We start from the raw sequence: 19,488 nt of genomic DNA on the forward strand, positions 1-19,488 counted from the left end.
GCGAAGGAGTCTACGGAGCCGCAGACTGGAAGCTGTGAGATGCCTCGTCACCGGCGCCACGGGTTACATCGGTGGGCGCCTCGCGCCCCGGTTGCTGGCCGATGGGCACACCGTGCGCTGCCTGGCCCGCAAGGCCGGGCGGCTGCGCGACGTGCCGTGGGCGTCCCGGGCCGAGATCGCCGAGGGCGACCTGCGGCGACCGGAGACGCTGCCGGCCGCGTTCGCGGGCGTCGACGTGGCGTACTACCTGGTCCACTCGCTCGGCCAGCGGGGCTTCGAGGCGGCCGACCGGGAGGCCGCCGAGAACTTCGCCACCGCGGCCCGCGCCGCGGGCGTACGCCGGATCGTCTACCTGGGTGGGCCGGAGCCGGCGGCGGACCGGGAGGTCCCGTCGCCGCACCTGCGGTCCCGCGCGGAGGTCGGCCGGATCCTCCTGGACAGCGGGGTGCCGACGGCCGTGCTGCGGGCCGCCGTGATCATCGGGTCCGGCTCGGCCTCGTTCGAGATGCTGCGCTACCTGACCGAGCGGCTGCCGGGGATGGTCACCCCGCGCTGGGTGCGCAACCGGCTCCAGCCGATCGCGGTCCGCGACGTGCTGCGCTACCTGGTGGGGTGCGCGGACCTGCCACCGGACGTGAATCGGGCCTTCGACATCGGCGGCCCGGACGTGCTCACCTTCGAGCAGATGATGCAGCGGTACGCGCGGGTGGCCGGGCTGCGCCGGCGGATCATCGTGCGGGTGCGGCCGCTGACCCCGTCGCTCTCCTCGTACTGGGTCGGCCTGATCACCCCGGTGCCGAACGCGATCGCCCGGCCGCTGGTCGAGAGCCTGGTCCACGAGGCGGTCGCCCACGAGCACGACATCGCCCGGTACGTGCCCGACCCGCCCGGCGGGCTGACCGGCTTCGACGAGGCGGTGGCCCTGGCCCTGGCGAAGGTGCGCGACGCGCAGGTGGAGACCCGCTGGTCGACCGCGAGCGGGCCGGACGCCCCGGCCGAGCCGCTGCCCACCGATCCGCAGTGGTCCGGCGGGACGTCGTACACCGACGTGCGGGCACGGACGGTGGGCGCCTCGCCGGCGGTGCTGTGGCGGGTTGTCGAGGGGGTCGGCGGCGAGCACGGCTGGTACTCGTTCCCGCTGGCCTGGTCGGTCCGGGGCTGGCTGGACCGGCTGATCGGCGGGGTGGGGCTGCGCCGGGGACGGCGCGACCCGCACCGCCTCCAGGTGGGCGAGGCGCTGGACTTCTGGCGGGTCGAGGAGATCGTCCCCGGTGAGCTGCTGCGGCTGCGCGCCGAGATGCGGCTGCCCGGCCGCGCCTGGCTGGAGATGCGCGTCGAGCCAGCCGGCGAGGGCCGCAGCCGCTACGTCCAGCGCGCCGTCTTCCTCCCCCACGGCCTCCCGGGCCACCTCTACTGGGCCTCGGTCGCCCCGTTCCACGCCGTCGTCTTCGGCGGCATGGCCCGCAACATCGCCCGCGGCGCCGAACGGCCCGGCCCCCGCTGACCCCGCACCGGGGTCAGTTGCCGGTGCGGGGGCTGGTGCGCTCGAAGGCCACAGTCTGGCTGGGCGGGACGAAGTCCAGGACGGGCTGGTCGCGCAACGCGTACGCGAGGAGTCGGCCCACGGCCTCGATCTGGCGGACCTGGACCCCGCCGCCCACGGCGTCCCGGGGGTTGTCCGGGTTCGCGGCGATGGTCGCCACGGAGAGCTGGGGCGTGAAGGCGACCACGGTCTCCGTCGCGTTCCGCTCGGAGCTGCCGGTCTTGCCGGCCAGCGGGCGGCGCAGGCCGGGGGCCAGTTGCTCGGCCGTACCGCCGGCGCAGCGGCGGTACATCGACTGGTCACCGACCGGGCAGCGGGCCGCGTCCGCCGCCGCCCGGGCCACCTCGGTGTCGAGCACCTGCCGGCAGTCCGGGTTGCCGGCCGCCACCTTCCGGCCGGCCGGGTCGCTGATCGAGGCGATCGGCGTGGGCCGGCACCAGGTCCCCTCGGCGGCCACCGTGGCGTACGCGTTGGCCAGGTCCAGCGGGGTGGTGGAGGAGACCCCGAGGGTGAACGCCCCCCAGTTCGTCGCGCCGTCCCGGGCCAGCCGGGCATCCTCGGGCGAGCGGAACACGATGCCCAGCCGCTCGGCCATCTCCACCACCCGGTCCGCGCCGACCCGCTCGGTCAGCCAGGCGAAGTAGGTGTTCACCGAACGGCCGAACGCGTCCCACATGGTGCGGTCGCCGTCCATCCAGGACGGATTGGCGTTCTCCGGGCACCAGTGGCCGCCGCAGCTCGCCGGGCCGCCGTCGATCGGGTACTTGGTGACGAAGACGCTGGGAGCGTCGAACTCGGTGTCCAGCGGCAGCCCGGACTCCAGCGCGGCCAGCACGGCGAAGAGCTTGAAGGTCGAGCCGGCCTGGTAGCCCTCGATGCCCGCGCCGCCGGCGACCAGCTGGTTGACCGTGTTCGGGTAGTTCTGCCCGGCGGCCGGGTTCGGGGCCACGCTGTAGTTGCGGTTCACCGCCATGGCCAGCACCCGGCCGGTGCCCGGCTGCACCACCGCGGTCGGTGCGGCCCGCTGGTTGCTGTTCGGGTAGATCCGCAGCACCTGCTCGGTGGCCTTGGCCTGCACGTCCGCATCGAGCGAGGAGACGATCGACCAGCCGCCCCGGCGCAGCGTGCGCTGCCGCTCGTCCGCCGTCTTGCCGAAGGCGGGCTGGGCGTTCCACCACTGGGTGAACCAGTCGCAGAAGAAGCCCCAGTCGGCGTGTTCGGCGGGCACCGCGGTGCAGTCGTTCGGGGTGGCGCTGGGCTTCAGGTTGAGCTGCTCGGCCTTGGCCCGGACGGCGTCCGCCTCGGCCACCTGGCCGGTCTCCACCATCCGGTCCAGCACGTACGTCCGGCGGCCCAGCGCCGAGTCGGCGTCGCCGTTGATCGGGTCGTCGGTGTCGGGTGACCGGACCAGGCCGGCGAGCAGCGCCGACTGGGCCAGGGTGAGCTGGGCGGGCGTGGTGGAGAAGTAGCGCTTGCTGGCCGCCGCGATGCCGTACGCGCCGGCGCCGAAGTAGGCGATGTTCAGGTAGCGCCCGAGGATCTCGTCCTTGCTGATCCGGCGTTCCAGGGCCAGCGCGTACCGCATCTCGCGGACCTTGCGGCCGAGGGTGATCTCGGTGGCCTTGGCCCGCTGCTCCTCGGTGAGCCGAGGGTCACCGGCCAGCGCGTTGCGCACGTACTGCATGGTCAGCGTGGAGGCGCCCTGCCGGGTGCCCTCCCGCCGGTTGGCCGTGAAGGCCCGCGCCACGCCGCGCACGTCGACGCCGTGGTGCTGGTAGAACCGGACGTCCTCGGCGGCCACGATGGCCTGCCGCATGACCGGCGCCACCTCGTCGACCGGCACGTCCACCCGGTCCTCGGCGTAGAACGAGGTGATCAGGGTGCGGCCGTCGCTGGCGTAGAGGTTCGAGCGCTGGGCCGGCTGCGGCGTCTTCAGCGACTCCGGCAGCGCGGCGTAGGGCATCAGGTTCTTGAAGCCGAGCCCGAAGACCAGCGCGGCCGGCAGCGCGGCGGCGGCCAGGGCCAGCCCGGCGAGTACGCCGGCGAGCAGAACGGTGAACAGCTTGTTGAGATGGGCCCGGTTCATCAGCTCTCCCCGCAGGAGCCGGCCGTACGGACCCGTTCAGAATGACCGGAATCGGCGCTTTCGCTGCCATCTTCGGTGAAACGCGCAGGAAGTTCGCGAGAAAGGATGAACCTCAGGGAAGCAGCGCGGCTGCCAGCGGCTGGACGGTCTCCTCGATCTCGTCGGCCACCCGGCTGAAGCACTGGTCGCCGCGACCCCAGGGGTCGTCGAGGTCGTCCGTGGGCAGCGCGGTGCCGCCCTGCCGGGCCGCGTGGGCCGCCGCGACCAGCGCCACGCCGCGGGCGTACACCGCGTCGGGGGTGGCCTCCACCGGGGGCAGCCCGGCCCGGTCCAGCGCGCCGAGCAGCCGGCCGAACTCGCCCAGCACGAAGGTGCGCTCGGCGGCGTCCGGGCGCAGCGCCACCACGTACTCGTGCTGGTCGGCGGTGGCGGTGAGGACCAGGTCGGCGGCGTCGATGAGGTCGGAGCGGAGCCGGCGGGCGGCGAACCCGTCCACCGCACCGCCGCGCGAGGTCACCTGCCGGGCGGCCGGCGGGTTCATCTCCTCGCCGGCGTGCCAGCCGCCGGTGCCGGCGCTGTGGCTGTGCACCAGTTCGTCGGAACGGGCCGGGTCGACGCCGAACCGGCCCAACCGCTCCCGGACGGCGAGCACCAGCAGCCGCTCGGCCATCGGGGACCGGCAGATGTTGCCCATGCAGACGTGCAGCACGGTGAACGGCGGCACTCAGACCCCCCGCTCGTCGAGGATGTCCGGCACCACGTCGCGCAGCTTCTCCAGCGTCACCGCGCCCTGGCGCAGCACCCGGGGCACCTCGCCGGTCAGGTCGACGATGGTGCTCGGCACCGGGTCGAGCGCCGGACCGGCCTCCAGGTAGGCGCGGACGGCGTAGCCGAGCTGGTCGCGGGCCTCCTCCGCGGTGAGCGCGGCGGGCTGGCCGACCTTGTTGGCCGAGGCCACCGCCATCGGGCCGGTCTCCCGCAGCACCTCCAGCGCCACCGGGTGCAGCGGCATCCGCACCGCCACCGTGCCGCTGGAGTCGCCCAGGTCCCAGGCCAGGCTCGGCGAGTGCTCGACCACGATGGTCAGCGCGCCCGGCCAGAACGCCTCGACCAGCTCGCGGGCCGAGCGGGGCAGCGAGAAGACCAGGCCGTCGAGGGTGTGCCGGGAACCGATCAGCACCGGCGGCGCCTGTCGGGCGCCACCCTTGGTGTCCGCGAGGGCCTTCACCGCGTACGGGATGAAGGCATCCGCGCCGACGCCGTAGACCGTGTCGGTCGGCAGGACGACGAGTTCCCCGTTCTTGACCGCCTCGATGGCCGCCTCGATGCCGCGGTCCCGGTCTGCCGGCGACCGACAGTCGTAGAGCATCACGAGGAGCCAGTCTGCCACGCCGGGGCGCCGTCGGCGTGCTGGCCGTCCGCCCGGCGGGACGCGGTCGCGTAGCGGGGCCGCCCGACCAGGTCGCGGTGCTCCTCGACCCGCTCGTAACGGCCGTCGGCGGCGAGCAGCGCGGGCACCGCCGCGGCGTGGGTGTCGTCGTGCTCGACGCCGAGCACGCCGCCCGGGCGGAGCAGCACGGCGGCCCGGCCCACCACCGGGCGGATCACGTCCAGCCCGTCCGCGCCGCCGAACACCGCCTCGTCCGGGTCGTGGCCGGCCACCTCGGGCGGCACCACCACCGACCGGGGCACGTACGGCGGGTTGCAGAGCAGCACGTCGACCCGGCCCACCAGGTCGGCGAGGAGCGCCGGATCGGTGACGTCGGCGGCGACCACCTCGATCGGCCGGTCCCCGGCGGCGGCCCGCGCGGCGGCGTTGCGGCGCAGCCAGTCCAGCGCCGCCGGGGACCGCTCCACGGCCACCACCCGGGCCGACGGCAGCTCCTGGGCGACCGCGAGGGCGATCGCGCCGGACCCGCTGCACAGGTCGACGACCAGCGGCTCGGCCCGCCGGCCCGCCTGCTCGATCCCCCAGCCGGCGAGCAGTTCGGTCTCCGGCCGGGGCACGAAGACGCCCGGGCCGACCGCCAGCTCCAGGTGGCGGAAGCCGGCGGTGCCGGTGAGGTGCTGGAGGGGTTCCCGGGCCACCCGCCGGTCGACCAGCGTGTCGAGGCGGTCGCGCTGCGCCGGGGTGAAGCCGTCGGCGAGCGCCAGCCGGCCGCGCGGCACGTCCAGCACGTACGCGGCCAGTTGCTCGGCCTCGGCACGGGCCGCCTCGACGCCCGCCGCGGCGAGGGCCCGGGCCGCCCGGGCGACCACCAGTGAGGGGCGCTCGCGTTCTGACCCTTCGGACGGGTGTTGCGGGAGAGAGGTCACGACATAATCATGAAGCGTCGCGGGTCACCTCACGAGCGGGTGCGTCCGGGGGCACACCGACAGGAGGTCGCGAGTGGGCTGGCTCGACCGGGTCGAGGACCAGGTTGATGCCCTCCGGCGCGCCCGGGCATTGCAGGAGGTCAGCCGCTCGGCGGAGGCGTGCGCGCTGCTGGACCGGGTCATCCGCACCACCGACGACCCGTGCGCGCGGGCGGACGCCCTGGTGCAGCGCCTCTCCGCACTGATCAATCTCGGTCGCACGGCGGAGTTCACCCGGGCCATCGAGGAGGCCTCCGCGGCCGTCCGGGACCTGGCCGAGCCCTACCTGCACGGGCACCTCAACGCCCTCGCCGCGCTCGCCGCGCACCACCAGGGCGCGCTGGACCGCTGCGTCAGCCACCTGGTCCGGGCCGCCCGGGCGCTGGGCGCCGACGACGACCCGGACCGGGACACCGCCTGGGGCTGGCACGACCTGGCGATGGCCTACTCCTACCTGAGCTTCCACGGCCACGCTCTCGGGGCGATCGAGCGCGCCCGCCAGGTGGGGCTGACCGCCGGCATCCCGGAGGAGACCTTCGCCGCCCCCGGCATCCGGCTGCGCAACGCGGTGGCGCTGGACCACAACGGCGACAGCGACGGCTGCCTGCGGGTGCTCCGCGACGTGGCCGGCGACCTGGCCCGGTTCCTGCGCCGCGGACGCGCCGGCAACCTCCGGCCGAGCAGCCTGGCCGCCTACGGCTACGCCGCGGCACGCCGGGCGGCGCTGGGCGACCGGGTGGATTCCGGGGACGCCGACCCGGCCCGGCTGCTCGGGCACGGCGGGGACAGCGCCCGCGCCCGCGACCTGCGCCAGCTCGGCCAGGTCTGCCTGGCCGTCGCCGAGGGCCGACCGATCGAGGCGGTCACCCGGCTGGACACCATCCGGGTTTCCGACGAGACGCTGGGCGCCGCCGAGGCGCCCCGGCTGCGCAGCGTCGCGCTCGCCCGGGCCGGTGACCACGCCGCCGCGCACCGGGCCGACCGGCACGCGTTCCGGCTGGCCGCGCAGCGCAGCGACCGGCTGCGGGACGTCTACATCGACGGCATCGCCGCCCGGATCGACCACGAGGAGATGCGCCGCGAGGCCGCCCGCTACGAGGGCGAGGCGCTCACCGACCCGCTCACCGGGCTGCCCAACCGGCGCCGCCTGGAGCGCTACATCGGCGCGGTGGTGGCCCGGGGCGAGCGGGTGGTGATCGGCGTCTGCGACCTCGACGGGTTCAAGGCGGTCAACACCCGGCACGGGCACCACTCCGGCGACCTGGTGCTGCAACGGATCGCCGGGGTGATCAACCGGGTGATGCGGCGGGGCGACTTCGTGTCCCGCTACGGCGGGGACGAGTTCGTCGTGGTGCTGCCGGAGACCGGCATGGCGGAGGCGGCCGAGGTGGCCCGGCGGATCCAGGCCGCCGTGCACACCGAGGACTGGGAGTCGCTCGTCCCCGGCACGCCGGTCGGGGTGAGCATCGGCTTCGCCGAGGTCGACGGGGGCACCGGGGTGAGCGTCCGGGAGGCGCTGGGCGCCGCCTTCGAGCTGGCCGACCGGGAGATGCTGCGCGCCAAGGACCGCCTCCGCGCCTCCTGAGCGCGGGGCGCCGGGCCGCGGGTCAGCGCCGGGCCAGCTCGGTCTCGCCGGCCAGCCGGGCGGCGCGGTCGGCCTCACCCAGGGCGTCGAGCACCCCGTCCAGCTCCCCGCCCAGGGCCAGGTCGAGGTTGTACGCCGTGTAGCCGATCCGGTGGTCGGTGATCCGGTTCTGCGGGAAGTTGTAGGTGCGGATCCGCTCCGACCGGTCCATGGTGCGCACCTGCGCCTTGCGGGCGTCCGAGGCGGCCGCGTCGGCCTGCTCCTGGGCCGCGGCGAGCAGCCGGGCCCGCAGGATCCGCATCGCCTGCTCGCGGTTCTGCAGCTGCGACTTCTCGTTCTGGCAGGAGACCACGATGCCGGTGGGCAGGTGGGTGATCCGGACCGCCGAGTCGGTGGTGTTGACCGACTGCCCGCCGGGCCCGGACGAGCGGAACACGTCGATCCGCAGGTCGTTCGGGTCGATGGTGACGTCCACGTCCTCGGCCTCGGGCAGCACCAGCACGCCGGCCGCGCTGGTGTGGATCCGACCCTGCGACTCGGTGACCGGGACGCGCTGCACCCGGTGCACGCCGCCCTCCCACTTGAGCCGGGACCAGACCCCGTTGCCGCCCTCCGGCACGCCCTTGGTCTTGATCGCCAGGGAGACGTCCTTGACCCCGCCGAGGTCGGAGTCCTGCGCGTCGATCACCTCGGTGACCCAGCCGCGCCGCTCGGCGTAGCGGGTGTACATCCGCAGCAGGTCGCCGGCGAACAGCGCCGACTCCTCGCCGCCCTCACCGGCCTTGATCTCGACGATGACGTCCTTGGCGTCGTGCGGGTCACGCGGGATGAGCAGCTCGGCCAGCCTCTCCTCCAGCGCCGGCAGGGACGCCGCAATCGCCTCGGCCTCGGCGGCGAAGGCCGGGTCCTCGGCGGCCAGCTCGCGGGCGGCGGCCAGGTCGGCCCGGGCCTCCTCCAGCTCGCCGGCGGCCTTGTGCAGCGGGACCAGCTCCGCGTAGCGCCGACCCACCCGCCGGGCGGTGCCCTGGTCGGCGTGGATGGCGGGGTCGGCCAGCCGCTGCTCCAGCTCGGCGTACTCGTCGAGGAGGGCGGCCAGGCGCTCACTGCTCATGCTGCGGATGCTCCTTCGACGACGACGACCGGACGGGGACGGGCAGGAACGGGCAAAAACGGACGAACGCCCGTGCCCGGCACGGAGCCGGACACGGGCGTCGTCGACGGAGCTACTTGGCCTTCTTGGCCTGAACCTTGGCGTACTTCTGCTGGAACTTCGCGACCCGACCAGCGGTGTCCAGGACGCGCTGCTTGCCGGTGTAGAACGGGTGGCAGGCGCTGCAGGTCTCGACGCTGATCTGACCGCCCTTGGCGGTGCTGCGGGTCGTGAACGTGTTGCCGCAGGAGCAGCGGACCTCGGTGGTCGCGTACTCCGGGTGGATGTTGGGCTTCATGTCGCCTCGGTCCTTTCGTCGGTGGTCGCCGGGTCGCCGTCGTGCTCCCCGTCGTCGCGACGGGCTCGGGCGTGAACCGGAACCGGTGGCCGATTGACCAGTGTGCCATGGGCTTCCGCCGACCCGTCGAGCGGGCCGCACACCAGGTCCGGCAGACGCAACGCTCACCTCCCCGTACGCATTCCCGCCCGTCTCGCGGGCATTCGTGGAGACTGCAGAGGCATGAACGGGAGGTACGGGATGTTCCGCCTGATCGCCACTCGCGGGCTGCCCGCCTCCGGCAAGACCACCTTCGCGCGCCGGCTCCAGCCCGGGGTGGTCCGGATCAACCGGGACGACCTGCGCCGGATGATGCACGGCGAGCGGCTCTTCACCCAGTGGGCGGAGGGGCAGGTCACCCGGGTGCAGCGGGCCCAGGTGGAGGCGCTGCTGGCGGCCCGGGTGAGCGTCTGCGTGGACGACACCAACCTGCGCTCGCGCACCCTGCGGGACTGGGCCGAGCTGGCCGCCCGGTACGGCGCGGCGTTCGAGGTGCACGACTTCACCGACGTCCCGCTGGAGGAGTGCCTGCGCCGGGACGCCGCGCGCCCCGAGGTGGACCGGGTCGGCGAGGCCGCGATCCGCCGGCTGCACGAGCGCTACCTGGCGAACCGCCCGTTACCGCTGCCGGTGCCGACCGCCCGGACGGGCGGCCCGGCCCGGGTGGAGCGGGAGGCCGCCGAGCGCCCCGACATCGTGCTGGTCGACATCGACGGCACGGTGGCGTTGAACGTGTCGCGCAGCCCGTACGACATGACCCGGGTCGGCGAGGACGCGCCGAACGAGGCGGTGATCGCGGCGGTCCGGGCCATGCACGCGGCCGGCCACGCCGTGGTCTTCTGCTCCGGCCGGGACGCCACCGCCCGGGCCGACACCGAGTCCTGGCTGGCCCGGCACGTCCGGGTGCCCTACCTGGCGCTGCACCTGCGGGCGGTCGGCGACCACCGCAAGGACGCCGTGGTCAAGCGGGAGATCTACGAGCGGGAGATCAAGGACCGGTACCGGGTGGTCGGGGTCTTCGACGACCGGCAGCAGGTGGTCCGCATGTGGCGGTCGCTCGGCCTGACCGTCTTCCAGGTCGCCGAGGGCGACTTCTGAGAGGCAGGGAAGAGCCCCTGTCAACGCCTCCGGTAGAGCAGAGGGCCCCTCCTGGCGCCGCGCCCGCCGGTGGGCTCCTCCCCCAGGTCGAGGAGCCCACCGGCGGGGCGGTCAGGCGGCGGGCGCCTCCGCCGCCGTGAGGGTCACCGCCGCCTCGGCGCGGACGCCGTTGACGGTGACCGCGAGCAGCACCCGCCCGCCGGGACGCAGCGCGGTCAGCCGGCCGGTCGCCGGATCGAACCGGGCCACGTGCCAGGGCTTCACCCCACCGGCATCGCCGATGTGCAGGTTCGGCGAGCCGGACCAGTCCGCGCTGACCGGGGCGGCCACCGGGACGGTACGGCCACCGGGCTGGGTGAGCGTGGCCGTGACGGCGGCCGGGGCGCCGACCGCGACCTCGGCCGGGGCGGCCAGGGCGAGGCGGTCGACGTGGGCGTGGAACTCCGCGGCGACCCAGCGCGGCCCCTCGGCGAGCGGGTCCCGGCGGGCCCGTTCCGCCTCCTGCCGGGTCACCGGGTCGACCCCGAACTCGGTCCAGCCGGTGAAGCCGCCGAGCTGGGGCGGGGTGGACGGGTCCTTGCCCGAGTTGCCGTTGATCACGTACGGCACGCCGTCCACCCGGTCGGCGTGGAAGGTGCCCACGTGCCCGTTGACCATCAGCGCGCCCTTGCCGGTGCGGTGCTGGAAGTCGGCCAGCCACTGCTCCACCAGGGCGGCCTCCTTCCGGTCGCCGAGCTGGCTGGCCTTGGCCGGGCTGGGATCGCGGGGCGGGTGGTGGAAGAGCACGGTGACCGAGCCGACCGCCGGGTCCGCGGCCGCCGCGTCGAGCGTCTTCCGCAGCAGCTCCACCTGGTCGAACCCGCCGCCGCGCAGCGAGCCGGTGGCCGTGCTCAACGTGACGAAGCGGGTGCCCCGGTGGTCGAAGACCCGCGAGGTGTCCCCGAACACGCTCCGGAAGTTGTCGATCGGCGCGCCCATGATCTCGTGGTTGCCGGGGACGTAGTAGTACGGCAGCTCGCCGCCCAGTTCCTCGTCCAGGATCCGCTTGGCCAGCGCGAAGTCCGCCGGGTAGGCGGTGTCCACGAAGTCCCCGTCGATGATCAGGAAGTCCGGCTTCGCCGCCCGGATCTCGCGGAGCGTACGGCGGGCCTGGGCGACCAGGTCGCTGTCCGGGTTCGCGGCCACGAACTGGGCGTCGGACATGACCGCGAAGCGCCAGGGCGCCCCGTCGACCGTGCCGTCGCGCAGCACCACCCGGTCGGTGATGTTGGCCTCCTCCGGCGCCTGCACCGTCGGGGGCACCCGGGCCACCAGGTCGTCGATGACCACCTCGCTCTTGTACTGCTTGGCCGGGTCGGTCTCGGCCACGTAGAACCGGCGCACCCGCACCGGGTACTGCACGCCGGGCGGGACGGTGAACTCGACGTACCGCCAGCCGGTCCAGGTCAGGTAGGGGCCGCGCAGCACGAACTGGGTGTCCTGGGCGTCGTGCAGGTGCAGGCTGGGCCACTCGCCGGTGCCGTTGCCCTTGATCCACATGCCGAACGCCTGCGGCTGGCCGGGAACCTCGATCCAGGCCGGCGGGTCCGCGTACGCGGCGCGGGTGCCGGTGGACTGGCCGAAGTCGTACGACATCTTCAGGCCGGTGCCGGTGTGCCCCTCGGCCGGGGCGACCGACCCGCTGGCCCGCGCCTGGCTGAACTTCCAGGAAGCGGCGTCGTCGAAGCCGGCCACCGGCACGTCGGTGAGCCCGACGGTGACCGGGAGCACGGTGGTCTTCGCGCCGACCCGGACGGTGACCAGCGCGGAGCCGGTGCCGCTGAGCGCCTTGACCGCCAGGTTGCCGTCGGCGGTGGGGGTGACGGCGAGCAGGTCGTGGTCGTACTCCAGCTTGAGGTCGGCCGGTTCGATCGGCGCGGTGTTGCCCTCCGCGTCGTAGCCGACCACGCCGAACAGGCCGGTGTCGCCCTGCTGGTTGAGGCCGAGCCGGTCCACGGTGGAGTCGACGCGCTCCAGCGGGCCGAGCACGGTCAGGTCGAGGGTGCCGCGCGCCGCGCTGCGCCAGGCGGTGACGGTGCTGCGCCCGGCCCTGCCGGCGCGGAACACGCCGTCGTCCACTGTGCCCTGGGCGGCCGGGCTGGCCCGCCAGCTCGGCGCGCCGGCAGCCGGCCCGTACGTCTCGTCGTAGCCCGCCGCGGTGAGCCGACGGGTGAGGCCGGGGAAGACCCGGTCCGGACGGCCGCCGCGGATCGGGGCGACGCCCGGCGCGGCGGTCGGGTCGCTCGCGGTCTCCAGCCGGTAGCCGGTGAGCTGGCCGCTGCCCTGCGGGGCGTAGATGGCCAGGCCGTTCGGCACCGGCCGCTCGCTGCCGTCCGAGGGGCTGTTCTCCACCTGGACCGCCGCCGCGCCCGGCTCCCGGGCCAGCAGCGTCGAGGAGCCGCCGCCGTCGAGGTTGAGCGCGCTCCACGCGCCCAACTCGGCCATCATCCGGCCCATCTCGGTCTGGGTGACGCCCCGGCTGTCCACCTGCCGGCCGTCCACGGTGAGCATGATCAGGCGGCGGCCGTCGGCGGAGAAGCCGACCGAGGTGCGCGGCGCCAGGCTCTCGTCGGCGATGGTCTGCACCACGCCGTCGCGGACCAGCACGCTGCCGCCGCCGACCGCGGCGCGCGGGCTGCTCCCGTCGGACGCCTTCGGCCGCCAGGTCAGGTCGACCGGGTCGCCGGGGCGCAGTGCGGCGAGGGCGTCGGCGCCGGCCTCGCGGCCGAGCAGCACCGTGGTCCCGGCCGGGATCGGGCCTTCCCCCGCCGTGGTGGCCACGGTCGCGACCCGGCCGCCGGTCACCGTCACCTCGACCACCCGGGCGGCGCCCTCCACGGCCCGCGTGCGGGTGTACGAACCCCAGAGCGGCGTGAAGACGCCCAGGCCGTCGCGCTGCACCATGTTGTTGAACTGGGTCAGCGGCACCGGCCCGGCGGGCAGGGTCGCGGTGCCCTCGAAGCCGACCTGGATGACCCGGCCGAGCCCCTCGGCGCTGATCGCGGCGGCGTTGGTGTGGCCGGCCACCGGGGACTGGACCAGCTCGCCGGAGCGGATGCCGATGCCCTGGGCGGCGCCGGAGTTGTTGATGTCGAAGAAGTCGCCGTTGACCGCGGCCACCGCCCGGGAGCGGTCCACCGCCCCGCGCAGGGGCTCGTCCCGGGTGACGGCGCCGGAGTTGACGTAGTCGACGGTGACGCCGCCGGAGAGGTCGGCGGTGAGGGCGTCCGCCCGCAGCCAGCCGGCGGCGTCGTAGCGGTCGAAGGAGGTGAGGTCGAGTCCGGGGGCGACCGGACGGGTGGTCTTCGCGGTTTCCAGGCCGCCGGCCGGCTCCAGACCGGCCTGGCCGGCGAGGGCAACCGCGGAGTCGGGACGGGAGGAGGCGGCCGGCGCGTCCTCGGCGGGGGTACGCGGCTGGGCCGCGGCCGCCGCACCGGGCGGGACCGGAGCGGTGAGGGTGAGCAGCGGCGTCAGCAGCAGGACGCCGGCGAGACGGGCGGATCGACTGCGGATTCGCATGGACCACAGTCAACCCGAGACTGAACAGAAGTTTCAATACCCTCCGGCTTAACCGAAGAAAAACTTCACGCTCCCCCGCCCGGGTACGCGAAGAGGGGCACGGCCCGCAGGCCGTGCCCCTCTTCGGAACTCCTCAGATCACTCGCCCGGGGTGGACTTCGCGATCTGCATCAGGAACTCGATGTTCGTGCGGGACTGCTTGAGCCGGTCCAGCAGGAGGTCGAGCGCCGCCTGCGAGTCCAGCGAGTGCAGCACCTTCCGGAGCTTGTGGATGATCGCCAGCTCCTCCGGCGCGAGCAGGACCTCCTCCTTGCGGGTGCCGGAGGGGTTGATGTCGATCGCCGGGAAGACCCGCTTGTCGGCGATCTTCCGGTCCAGCTTCAGCTCGGCGTTGCCGGTGCCCTTGAACTCCTCGAAGATGACCGTGTCGGCCATCGAGCCGGTCTCCACCAGCGCCGTGGCGAGGATGGTCAGCGAGCCACCGTTCTCGATGTTCCGCGCCGCGCCCAGGAAGCGCTTCGGCGGGTAGAGCGCGGTGGAGTCGATACCACCCGACATGATCCGGCCGCTGGCCGGCGCCGCCAGGTTGTACGACCGACCGAGCCGGGTCACCGAGTCGAGCAGCACGACCACGTCGTGGCCCAGCTCGACCAGACGCTTCGCCCGCTCGATCGCCAGCTCCGCCACCGTGGTGTGGTCCTGCGGCGGACGATCGAACGTGGCCGCGATGACCTCGCCCTTCACCGACCGCTGCATGTCGGTGACCTCTTCCGGCCGCTCGTCGACCAGCACCACCATGAGGTGGCACTCCGGGTTGTTGCGGGTGATCGCGTTCGCGATCGCCTGCAGCACCATCGTCTTACCCGCCTTCGGCGGCGAGACGATCAGCGCCCGCTGGCCCTTGCCGATCGGCATCACCAGGTCGATGACCCGGGTGGTCAGGATGTGCGGCTCGGTCTCCAGCCGCAGCCGCTCCTGCGGGTACAGCGGAGTGAGCTTGTAGAACTCGGGCCGGCGCTTCGCCTCGTCCGGCTCCATCCCGTTGATGGTGTCGAGCCGGACCAGCGGGTTGTACTTGTCCCGCCGCTGCTCGCCGCCACCGTCGCGGGCCGCCCGGACCGCACCGGTGATCGCGTCACCGCGGCGCAGGCCGTACTTCTTGATCTGGGACATCGAGACGTACACGTCGTTCGGGCCGGCCAGGTAGCCGGTGGTCCGGACGAAGGCGTAGTTGTCGAGCACGTCGATGATGCCGGCGACCGGGACGAGCACGTCGTCCTCGCCGACCTGCGGCTCGCGGCCGCCACCGTCGCCGCCCTCGGGGCGGTCGCCGCGGCCGCGCCGGCGGTCCCGGAACCGGCTGCGCCGGCCGCGCCGGCCGCCGCCCTCGCCGTCGTCGTCACCGTCGTCGTTGCGCTCGGCGCGCTGACCGCGGTCGTTGCGGTCGCCCCGGTCGTTGCGCTCGCCCCGGTCACCGCGCTCGCCCCGCTCGTTGCGCTCGCCCCGATCGGCACGCTCGCCCCGATCGGCACGCTCGCCCCGATCGGCACGCTCGCCCCGCTCGTTGCGCTCGCCACGGTCGGCCCGCTCGCCACGGTCGGCGCGCTCGGCCCGGTCACCGCCGCGCTCGGCCCGCTCGCCGCCGCGCTCGGCCCGCTCGCCGCCGCGCTCGGCCCGCTCGCCGCCGCGCTCGGCCCGCTCGCCGCCGCGCTCGGGACGCTCGGCCCGCTCGCGGCCCCGGCCCTCGCCGCGCTCGGCACGCTCGCCGCGCTCGGCCCGCTCGCCGGTCTCGGCGGGAGCCTCCTCGGCACGCGTCTCGGCCGGCCGCGCCTCAGTGGTCGCGGCGGCCGCACGGCCCCGGCGGCTGCGGGTGCGGCCCTCGGTCGCCTCGGCGGCCGGCGCCGGCTCGGTGGCGCGACGCTCGGTCTCGGCCCGCTCCTCGCGGACCTCGGCGTGCACCTCCTCGCGGGCGGGAGCGGCCGCGGCCGCAACCTCGGCCCGCGGTCGAGGGGTTCCGGCGGCGGCGCCGCCCTGCCGCTCGGTGATCGCACTGATCAGCTCGCCCTTGCGCATGCGAGCCGTACCGGAGATACCGAGCGACGCGGCCAGGCTCTGGAGCTCAGGCAGCAGCATCGCCGACAGGCCGGTGCCGCTGCGCCGACGGCGTGTGGGGGCGGCAGTGGTGGCATCGCCAGCGACGTTGGAAACATCCGACGTCACGTCGGTGGTGTCGCTCAATGGATTCCTTCCCTCGATAGGCCGGGGCTGCCCGGAGTCGAAAACCAGGTGGCCGGGCGGCCTCGGTGCACCCGCCTCGCATGGACGCGTCGCGGGAGTCTGTGACACAGCAGCCGGTCGGTTTCCCGACTCACCAACATCGGTGAGCAGGTCTCGCCGTCTGCGGCGACCTGTGGAAACTGCGGTGCGGCGTGGGCCTTTGGCAGGGGTGACGGGCTGACCGCCGAGTAGCTTCGGGGGTGCGCCGACCCGCAGGAGATCGCATGCTTCGCGGCTGTGCTAGGTGTAGAGCGTAATCAACTCTTCCGACCTGCGGCAACAGGGTCCCGCTCGGCGTGTCCAAGTCTACCCCGGGCAACCCGGGCCCCGCTGACGTCTATCGGCAACTCCCACCGACGCCAATCTGTTCCCGCCTGGAATCCCGCGGGAACCTCGGACAACGCCAGCACGGTCGGGCCCGCCCCACTGACCACAGCCGCCACACCGGCCTCACGCAGCGCCCCCACCAGGGCCGCGGTGGCCGGCATCCCCTCGGCCCGGTAGTCCTGGTGCAGCCGGTCGACGGTGCCCGGCAGCAGCAGTGCCGGATCGGCGGTCAGCGCGTGCACCAGCAACGCGGCCCGGCCCGCGTTCAGCGCCGCGTCGCCGTGCGGCACGGTGGCCGGCAGCGCCGCCCGGGCGACCGAGGTCAGGCCGCGCTCGCCGGGAACGAAGACGGTGGGCCGGACCGCCTCCGCCACGGGCAGGCTGACCGCCCGGGCCCCGGCCGGCTCCGTCCAGGCGACCGTGAAGCCGCCGAGCAGGCAGGGCGCCACATTGTCGGGATGCCCCTCCAGCTCGGAGGCGAGCCGGAGCGCGGTGGCGTCGTCCAGCCCCGCCGCGCCGTCGGTGACCAGCGCCCGGGCCAGCAGGACCCCGGCCACGATGGCCGCCGAGGAGGATCCGAGGCCGCGAGCCTGCGGGATCCGGTTGACGCACTCCAGCGCCAGCCCGGCCGGCTGCGCGCCGAGCACGTCGAAGGCCGCCCGCATGGCGGTCACCACCAGGTGCCGGTCGTCGCCGGGCAGCTCGCCGGCACCCTCGCCGGTCACCGCCACCCGTACGCCGCCGGCGGTCACCTCGGCCGCCACGTCGTCGTGCAGCCCCAGGGCCAGCCCGAGGGAGTCGAAGCCCGGACCGAGGTTCGCGCTGGTCGCGGGCACCCGGACCCGGACCGGCCCGGAGGTGAAAGTCGTCGGCACGGGCTCATGCTAGGGCCCGGCCCCGACAGCGCGCCGGATCGCCCGGACCGTGGGAAGCGGGGCCTGACGGCGGTCCCGCTCACGGGGTGCGAGAGGGCGTGGCCTCCTCGACCGGGTCGGTGAGCGACAGCCGCCGGGTGGCGAGCCGCCAGCCCGCCGCGTAGACCACCGTGACCAGGCCGCAGCCGGCCAGCACGGTGCGCTCGTCGACCGCGTCGACCACGAGCGCCACGACCAGCTGGCTGACCGAGATGGCCAGCGTCGCGAGCATCATGTCCGTGGCGAAGACCCGGCCGCGCAACCGGTCCGGCACCTCGCCCTGCAGCGCGTAGTTGGAGAGCACCCAGTTGCTGCCGCCGCCCAGGTGGGCCAGGAAGACCAGGACCAGCACCAGCGGGAACCAGTCCACCAGCGAGACGCCGACGTAGGCCAGGCCGTAGAGGGACATCGACAGGGCCAGGCCGGTGAGCAGCCAGGCGCGGTTGCTGAGCACCCGGCGCATCAGGATCGGGCCGACCAGCGCGCCGGCGCCGCGCGAGGCGAAGAGCAGGCCGGTGCCGACCGCGCCGACCCCGTACAGCCCGGCGAGCAGCGGGAAGACGGTCAGCACCCCGTTGCCCAGGCCGACCGCCGACTTCACGGTGACCAGGGCGAGCACCCGCGGCCGGTGGGCGATGTAGCTGAGCGCCTCCCGGATCGCCGGCCAGGTGCGCGGGACGACCGCCGCCGGGTCGCGGGGCGCCTGCAACGGCCGGCGGATCCGCGCGGCCAGGCCCGCCGCCCCGGCCAGGGCGACGGCCGCCACCCAGAAGCTGGCGTACGGGCCGGCGGCGGCGCTGAGCATGCCGCCGAGCGAGGCGCCGACCACGGTCATGGTGCCCCAGGCCGACCCGGCGATCGCGTTGCCGGCGGCCAGGTCGGCCGGGTCGAGCACGTTGGGCAGGGCGGCCTGGGCGGCCGGTGAGTAGAACGCCTTGGCCACCGCCACGGCGGCGATCGACACCAGGGCCAGCCAGGCGGTGCCGGCGCTGCGGACGCCGAGCAGCAGCAGGATGCCGGCGAGCGCGGCCAGGTTGGCCGCCATCATGATCTTCCGGCGATCGAACCGGTCGGCGATGGTGCCGGTGTACGGGAGCAGCAGGGCAGTCATGCCGGTGTCCACGGCGAGCACCAGCGCCCCCCACACCCCGCTGCCGGTCAGCGCCGGCAGGAGCACCAGCAGCGGCACCATGACGAACCAGTCGGCGCCGAAGACCACCAGCTCGGCGAGGAAGAGGTTGCGGAAGTCGCGGTTGCGGACGAGGACCGAGACGGTGGGTGACACGCCGGAACCCTATCGGGCCGCTCCCAGGGCGGCAGCGCGGCGCAGCAGTTCCGACACGGTGACGAAGGCGTAGCCGCGGGCGCGCAGCCCGGTGATCATGTCGGGCAGCCCGCCGAGCGCGACCAGCCGCCGCTCGGGGCCGACGTCGTGACCGAGCAGGATGGTGCCCGGCCGCACGTCGGCCACGATCCGCCGGGCGTGCCCGGCCGGGTCGTGCGGGTACTCCCCCTCGACCATCTGGAGCGTCCAGAGGACCAGCCGGTAGTTGAGCCGGGCGGCGGCGTGGAGCACCGCGCCGCCCAGGTGCCCCCAGGGCGGGCGGAGCAGCCGGGGTGCCACCCCGGTGGCCGCCGCGATCGCCTCGTGGCTGCGGCGCAGGTCGTCGTAGGCGGTGTGGGCGTCCATCCGGGCCAGGTCGTGGTGCGCCCAGCTGTGGTTGCCCACCTCGTGCCCACCGAGCCGGTCACGGATCAGCGCGGCGTGGCGGCGCGCCCGCTCCCCGACCAGGAAGAAGGTGGCCGGCACCCGGTGCTCGGCCAGGGTGTCCAGCACCATCGGGGTCCACTGTGGCTGCGGCCCGTCGTCGAACGTCAGCGCGACCAACGGGTCGCCGGTGCGGACCGCCCACACGACCTCGACCCCGCCGCCGCCGACCTGCTGGTAGCGGCTGCCCAGGGTGGCGCTGGCCGGCCCGCCGGCCAGCGGGAGCCGGCGGTCGGCGATCCAGGCGGTCTGCGAGGTCGCGGCGGCACCCAGCGCGGCGCCTCCGGCCAGCAGCGCGGTGCGGCGCAGCACCCTGCGCCTGCCCCACCGGGCCACGCCGTCCGCCATCGCCCCGCTCCCGCTCTGGCCGGCCGCCCCCGGCACGGCGGGACGGACCGACACTCACAGTAGGTATCGGCTCACTCACCGTACCGCTCGCGAGGTGGTTTCCACCGTCCCCCAAAAGGGAGAGGTGGCCGTCCGCGGGGGA

Annotated in this window: 14 protein-coding genes; 3 read left to right on the forward strand and 11 right to left on the reverse strand. The window is 74.7% G+C overall.

From position 1 onward, the window contains the following. The first annotated feature begins 34 nt into the window (after positions 1-34). On the forward strand, positions 35-1,504 hold the full coding sequence (locus tag ACFYPD_RS00965) for an SDR family oxidoreductase (RefSeq protein ID WP_387107371.1): 1,470 nt from the start codon (positions 35-37) through the stop codon (positions 1,502-1,504). 13 nt (positions 1,505-1,517) lie between these two features. Here the strand turns inward: ACFYPD_RS00965 and ACFYPD_RS00970 are convergent, their stop codons facing one another. The 4 genes from ACFYPD_RS00970 to prmC form a co-directional block, all read right to left on the reverse strand. After that, positions 1,518-3,629 (reverse strand): transglycosylase domain-containing protein, encoded by a 2,112-nt coding sequence (locus ACFYPD_RS00970; RefSeq protein ID WP_387107374.1) that lies wholly within the window; start codon positions 3,627-3,629, stop codon positions 1,518-1,520. 112 nt (positions 3,630-3,741) lie between these two features. Next, a complete protein-coding gene (locus tag ACFYPD_RS00975; RefSeq protein ID WP_387107376.1) occupies positions 3,742-4,353 on the reverse strand; it encodes a phosphotyrosine protein phosphatase in 612 nt (203 codons plus the stop codon). Next, positions 4,354-4,998, reverse strand: coding sequence for an L-threonylcarbamoyladenylate synthase (locus ACFYPD_RS00980; RefSeq protein WP_387109090.1), 645 nt, complete (start codon positions 4,996-4,998; stop codon positions 4,354-4,356). Next, positions 4,998-5,945, reverse strand: coding sequence for a peptide chain release factor N(5)-glutamine methyltransferase (gene prmC / locus ACFYPD_RS00985; protein WP_387107378.1), 948 nt, complete (start codon positions 5,943-5,945; stop codon positions 4,998-5,000). The genes ACFYPD_RS00980 and prmC overlap by 1 nt, the downstream gene beginning before the upstream one ends. A 73-nt stretch (positions 5,946-6,018) precedes the next feature. Here prmC and ACFYPD_RS00990 point away from each other — a divergent pair, with 73 nt between their 5' ends. Continuing rightward, positions 6,019-7,569, forward strand: coding sequence for a diguanylate cyclase domain-containing protein (locus ACFYPD_RS00990; protein WP_387107381.1), 1,551 nt, complete (start codon positions 6,019-6,021; stop codon positions 7,567-7,569). Positions 7,570-7,591: 22 nt separating this feature from the next. On the opposite strand, the gene prfA is transcribed toward ACFYPD_RS00990, so the two are convergent. After that, entirely contained in the window at positions 7,592-8,680 is a 1,089-nt protein-coding gene (prfA, locus tag ACFYPD_RS00995) for a peptide chain release factor 1 (protein WP_387107384.1), read from the reverse strand. A gap of 112 nt (positions 8,681-8,792) precedes the next feature. Next, positions 8,793-9,017, reverse strand: a complete 225-nt coding sequence (gene rpmE, locus ACFYPD_RS01000) for a 50S ribosomal protein L31 (RefSeq protein WP_387107386.1) — start codon at positions 9,015-9,017, stop codon at positions 8,793-8,795. A gap of 240 nt (positions 9,018-9,257) precedes the next feature. Between rpmE and ACFYPD_RS01005 the strand changes: the two genes are divergently transcribed. Continuing rightward, entirely contained in the window at positions 9,258-10,154 is an 897-nt protein-coding gene (locus ACFYPD_RS01005) for an AAA family ATPase (protein WP_387109093.1), read from the forward strand. A gap of 111 nt (positions 10,155-10,265) precedes the next feature. Here the strand turns inward: ACFYPD_RS01005 and ACFYPD_RS01010 are convergent, their stop codons facing one another. The 5 genes from ACFYPD_RS01010 to ACFYPD_RS01030 all read right to left on the reverse strand — a co-directional run bounded on the left by ACFYPD_RS01010 (position 10,266) and on the right by ACFYPD_RS01030 (position 19,346). Next, a complete protein-coding gene (locus ACFYPD_RS01010; protein ID WP_387107388.1) occupies positions 10,266-13,712 on the reverse strand; it encodes a phosphodiester glycosidase family protein in 3,447 nt (1,148 codons plus the stop codon). A 138-nt stretch (positions 13,713-13,850) separates the two neighbouring features. Beyond that, positions 13,851-15,950 (reverse strand): transcription termination factor Rho, encoded by a 2,100-nt coding sequence (gene rho / locus ACFYPD_RS01015; RefSeq protein WP_387107391.1) that lies wholly within the window; start codon positions 15,948-15,950, stop codon positions 13,851-13,853. 296 nt (positions 15,951-16,246) lie between these two features. Beyond that, positions 16,247-17,191, reverse strand: a complete 945-nt coding sequence (thrB, locus tag ACFYPD_RS01020; RefSeq protein WP_387107393.1) for a homoserine kinase — start codon at positions 17,189-17,191, stop codon at positions 16,247-16,249. Positions 17,192-17,270: 79 nt separating this feature from the next. Next, entirely contained in the window at positions 17,271-18,515 is a 1,245-nt protein-coding gene (locus ACFYPD_RS01025) for an MFS transporter (RefSeq protein ID WP_387107394.1), read from the reverse strand. A 9-nt stretch (positions 18,516-18,524) separates the two neighbouring features. Next, positions 18,525-19,346 (reverse strand): polysaccharide deacetylase family protein, encoded by an 822-nt coding sequence (locus tag ACFYPD_RS01030; RefSeq protein WP_387107397.1) that lies wholly within the window; start codon positions 19,344-19,346, stop codon positions 18,525-18,527. Positions 19,347-19,488: the final 142 nt, after the last annotated feature.

It is taken from the genome of Micromonospora sp. NPDC005299 (assembly GCF_042872345.1).
In the GTDB taxonomy this organism is placed as follows: domain Bacteria; phylum Actinomycetota; class Actinomycetes; order Mycobacteriales; family Micromonosporaceae; genus Micromonospora.

Coding starts and splice junctions, on each gene's coding strand:
- ACFYPD_RS00980 (WP_387109090.1), bottom strand. CDS start 4,998: ATGCTCTACGACTGTCGGTCGCCGGCAGACCGGGACCGCGGCATCGAG.
- rpmE (WP_387107386.1), bottom strand. CDS start 9,017: ATGAAGCCCAACATCCACCCGGAGTACGCGACCACCGAGGTCCGCTGC.
- ACFYPD_RS01030 (WP_387107397.1), bottom strand. CDS start 19,346: ATGGCGGACGGCGTGGCCCGGTGGGGCAGGCGCAGGGTGCTGCGCCGC.
- ACFYPD_RS01010 (WP_387107388.1), bottom strand. CDS start 13,712: ATGCGAATCCGCAGTCGATCCGCCCGTCTCGCCGGCGTCCTGCTGCTG.
- ACFYPD_RS01005 (WP_387109093.1), top strand. CDS start 9,258: ATGTTCCGCCTGATCGCCACTCGCGGGCTGCCCGCCTCCGGCAAGACC.
- ACFYPD_RS00970 (WP_387107374.1), bottom strand. CDS start 3,629: ATGAACCGGGCCCATCTCAACAAGCTGTTCACCGTTCTGCTCGCCGGC.
- prfA (WP_387107384.1), bottom strand. CDS start 8,680: ATGAGCAGTGAGCGCCTGGCCGCCCTCCTCGACGAGTACGCCGAGCTG.